Source organism: Mesorhizobium sp. M2A.F.Ca.ET.039.01.1.1 (assembly GCF_003998035.1).
GTDB lineage: Bacteria > Pseudomonadota > Alphaproteobacteria > Rhizobiales > Rhizobiaceae > Mesorhizobium.
In genome coordinates, this window is record NZ_RZRY01000628.1 from 1 (window position 1) to 3682 (window position 3682).

The following is a 3682-nucleotide window of genomic DNA, read 5'->3' on the forward strand; positions in this document are numbered from 1 at the left end:
CCCAAGGACCGCACGACGGCATATCTGCTCAACCCGGATCCCAACGACAAGATGTTCCAGCGCGAACCGGGCAGCTACCGCGCGGAGCTCAACCAGCGCTTTGCCGAGTGGTCCTATTCGCTGGTGTTCGCGCTGATCGCGCTGGCCGTCGCGGGCGATGCGCGCTCGCATCGCGAAGCACGCATCAACCCGTTGATCACGGCGATCGCGATTGCGCTTTTCGTGCGATGGCTGGGCTTCTTCGCCGCCGGCAAGGCCGACAGGGTCTCGTACTACATCTACCTGCTCTACGGCATACCGCTGATTGCGTCCGCGGTTTCGATCTGGTTCATCGTCTCGTCCCGCACCATGGAATTGCCGGTCAGTTGGGCGGACTGGCTGACCAATCTCGCCAAGCGCGCCAGCGACAACTGGACGGCATTCAAGCTGTGGCTTGCGCGGCGCACCTCCGGCCAGGGAGCCTGACCATGGGCTGGACGCTGGGCCGCTATTTCTTCTTCCGCTACGTCTCGATCACCTTCTGGTTCTTCCTGGGCCTGCTGGCGCTGGTGTTCCTGATCGATTTCACCGAGCTCTCCGGCCGCACGACCGGGCTGCCGGGGTTCACCTATGGCACGGCCTTCGCCATTTCGGCGCTCAGGATGCCGATGATCATGCTGCAGACGGTGCCGTTCGTCGGGCTGTTCTCGGCAATGGCGACGCTTGTGTCGCTCAACCGCCGCTACGAGCTGGTGATCGCGCGCTCGGCCGGCGTTTCGGCCTGGCAGTTCCTGTTTCCCTGCTGCGTCGGCGCGCTGATGTTCGGCGTGCTGTCGGTGGCCGTGATGAACCCCATCGCCGCGCACGGCTTTTCCTGGTCCGAGCAGATGGAGAACGACCTCAGGGCCGGCAAATCGAATGCCGTCACCACCAATGTCACGCCTTGGCTCAGGCAGAAGACCGAATCAGGCGACACCATCATCGGCGCCCGCGCCATCCTCAATCAGGGGCTGGAGATGGCGGACGCGGTGTTCTTCATCCTCGACCCGCAGGGCAACATCGCCGAGCGCAAGGACGCAGCCAAGGCCTTCCTGCGCGACGGCTACTGGGAATTGCAGGACGTCAAGGTCTTCAAGGCGGGCAACATCCGGACGCTGGCGACCGACAAGCTGCCGACCAACCTCAAGCCGGAATTCGTTCAGGAGCGCCTGGCGCGCCCGGAAACCATCCCTTTCTACGAGCTGCCGCGCAAGATCGAAGTTGCCCGTTCCTTCGGGCTCAAGGCAAATGCCTTCGCCATGCAGTTTGATTCGCTGCTGGCGTTGCCGTTCCTCCTCGTCGCCATGACGCTGATTGCTGCAACGGTTTCAATGCGATTTGCGCGAATGGGGCAGTCGGCAACGATGATTCTGGGTGGCGTCGTGGCCGGCTTTCTGCTTTATGTCGTTTCGGTACTGGTCAAGGCATTCGGTGTGGCCGGATTCGTTCCTACGGTGGTGGCTGCATGGGTTCCGGTCGTCGTGGCTATGTTCTTTGGGGTGACGTTTCTGCTATACAAGGAAGACGGTTAGTGAGGGAGGCGGTTTTGCGCAGCCATAGGCAGGCCGGTTTGGCACGCCTTTATGGGGCGACCGCCTTGGCATGTCTGTTCGCTTGTGCGGTGCCGACGGCACCCGCACAGGCGCAGACCATCGCTGCCAAGCCCGTCCCGTCCGGCACGCAGATGCTGCTGGCCGCCGATACGCTTGTCTATGACAACGACCAGCATACGGTGACGGCCGTCGGCGGCGTGCAGATCGACTATGGCGGCAACAAGCTGGTCGCCCAGCGCGTGGTGTACAACCGCGACACCAAGCGCCTCGTCGCCAGCGGCGCCGTCGAGCTCATCAACAGCGACGGCACCAAGATCAATTCCGACCATATCGACATCACCGACGACTTCGCCGACGGGTTCACCAACGCGTTGCGCGTCGAGACGATCGACAAGGCCTATTTCGCCGCCGAGAGCGGCGAGCGCATGGGCGGCGTGCTGACCACCTTCCACAATGGCGTCTACACCGCCTGCGAGCCTTGCGAGGACAAGCCGGACAAAGCCCCGACCTGGCGCGTCAAGGCACGCAAGATCATCTGGAACGGCGAGAAGAAGACGGTCCGCTTCGAAAATTCGAATTTCGAATTCTTCGGCTTCCCGCTTGCCTATCTGCCGGCCTTCGAGATCGCCGACCCGACCGTGAAGCGCAAGAGCGGCTTCCTGATCCCCGGCATCGTCTACAACAACAATCTCGGCGTCGGCGTCAAAGTCCCCTATTATTTCGCACTGTCCCCGACCTATGACCTGACCGTCACCGGCAGCGGCTATACCAAGCAGGGCTTCCTCGGCGAGGCCGAGTGGCGCCAGCGCTTCAACAACGGCCAGTACACGCTGAAGATCGCCGGCATCAACCAGCAGGATCCCGACGCCTTTATCGGCACCGGCAATCGCCCCACTGTCGATTCAGGCGAGCCCGGCGATCCGAACAAGTTCCGCGGCATGATGGGCACCACGGGCCAGTTCGCGATCAACGAGCGTTGGGACTTCGGCTGGGATGTGCTGCTGCAGACCGACAAGAATTTCTCGCGCACCTACAACATCGACAGCTTCAGCGACCTCGTCCATCAGTCGTCGATCTATCTGACGGGCTTGAGCGACCGCAACTACTTCGACGTCCGCGCCATGCGCTTCGAGGTGCAGGAAGACACGCTCTCCAGCGATCCCACATCGCGCTCCGCCAAGCAGCCCTGGGTGCTGCCGTCGCTCGACTATGCGTATATTCCCGACGCGTCGGTGGCCGGCGGCCAGTTGTCGTTCAACGTGAACACGCGTGTGATCAGCCGCAACCGGCTGGACGCCGTGCTGGCTGATGCCAGCGACCCGGCTTCGATCAACAACGTGCGCGGCATCGAAGGCGAATCCAGCCGGGTGAGCGCGGAAGCCGAGTGGAAGCGGACCTTCACCACCGACGGCGGTCTGCAGTTGACTCCGCTGCTCGCCTTCCGCGGCGATGCCGGCTATGTCAACGCCAATCAGGCTTCGCTCGATGCCGTCAACCAGATGGGCACGAATCTCGGCCAAGACGTCGACATGCGCTCGTCGCTTGCCCGCTACATGGCGACCCTCGGCCTCGAGGCGCGGTGGCCGCTGCTGTTCTCGATGCCCAGCTCCAGCCATGTCCTGGAGCCGACCGCGCAGGTCTTTGTGCGTCCGAACGAGCAATATGTCGGCGGACTGGCCGTTCCGAACGAAGACGCGCAGAGCTTCGTCTTCGACGCCACGACGCTGTTCGAGCGCGATAAATTCTCCGGCTATGACCGGATCGAAGGCGGCACACGCGCGAATGTCGGCTTCCGCTATTCAGGCGCCTATGACAATGGCTGGGCCACGAATGCCATCTTCGGCCAGTCCTACCAGCTCGCGGGCGAGAACTCCTTCGCCGCGCCCGATCTCGTCAATGCCGGAGCCGAGTCCGGCCTGGACAAACGGACCTCGGATTATGTCGGACTCGTCGGCTTCAACAGCCCGAGCGGTTTTTCCGGCTCGGTGAGCGGGCGTTTCGACGAGCAGACATTCGAGGTCAGGCGCGCCGAAGTGAAGGCCGCCTATTCCAGCCTGCCGATATCGCTCAGCGCCAAATATGCCTTCATCGAGGCGCAGCCGCTCTATGGC

The 3682-nt window shown here is 62.8% G+C and carries 3 protein-coding genes; all 3 read left to right on the forward strand.

Features of this window, described 5'->3' with window-relative positions; translation table 11 throughout:
- Window positions 1–465, forward strand: a 465-nt coding sequence (locus EOA24_RS30700) for an LptF/LptG family permease (RefSeq protein WP_127410421.1), incomplete at its 5' end; no start/stop codon positions are given.
- A 2-nt stretch (window positions 466–467) separates the two neighbouring features.
- On the forward strand, window positions 468–1550 hold the full coding sequence (gene lptG, locus EOA24_RS30705) for an LPS export ABC transporter permease LptG (RefSeq protein WP_126078241.1): 1083 nt from the start codon (window positions 468–470) through the stop codon (window positions 1548–1550).
- The coding region (locus EOA24_RS30710) for an LPS-assembly protein LptD (protein WP_189354366.1) at window positions 1550–3682 on the forward strand (2133 nt) is incomplete at its 3' end. The genes lptG and EOA24_RS30710, both read left to right, overlap by 1 nt.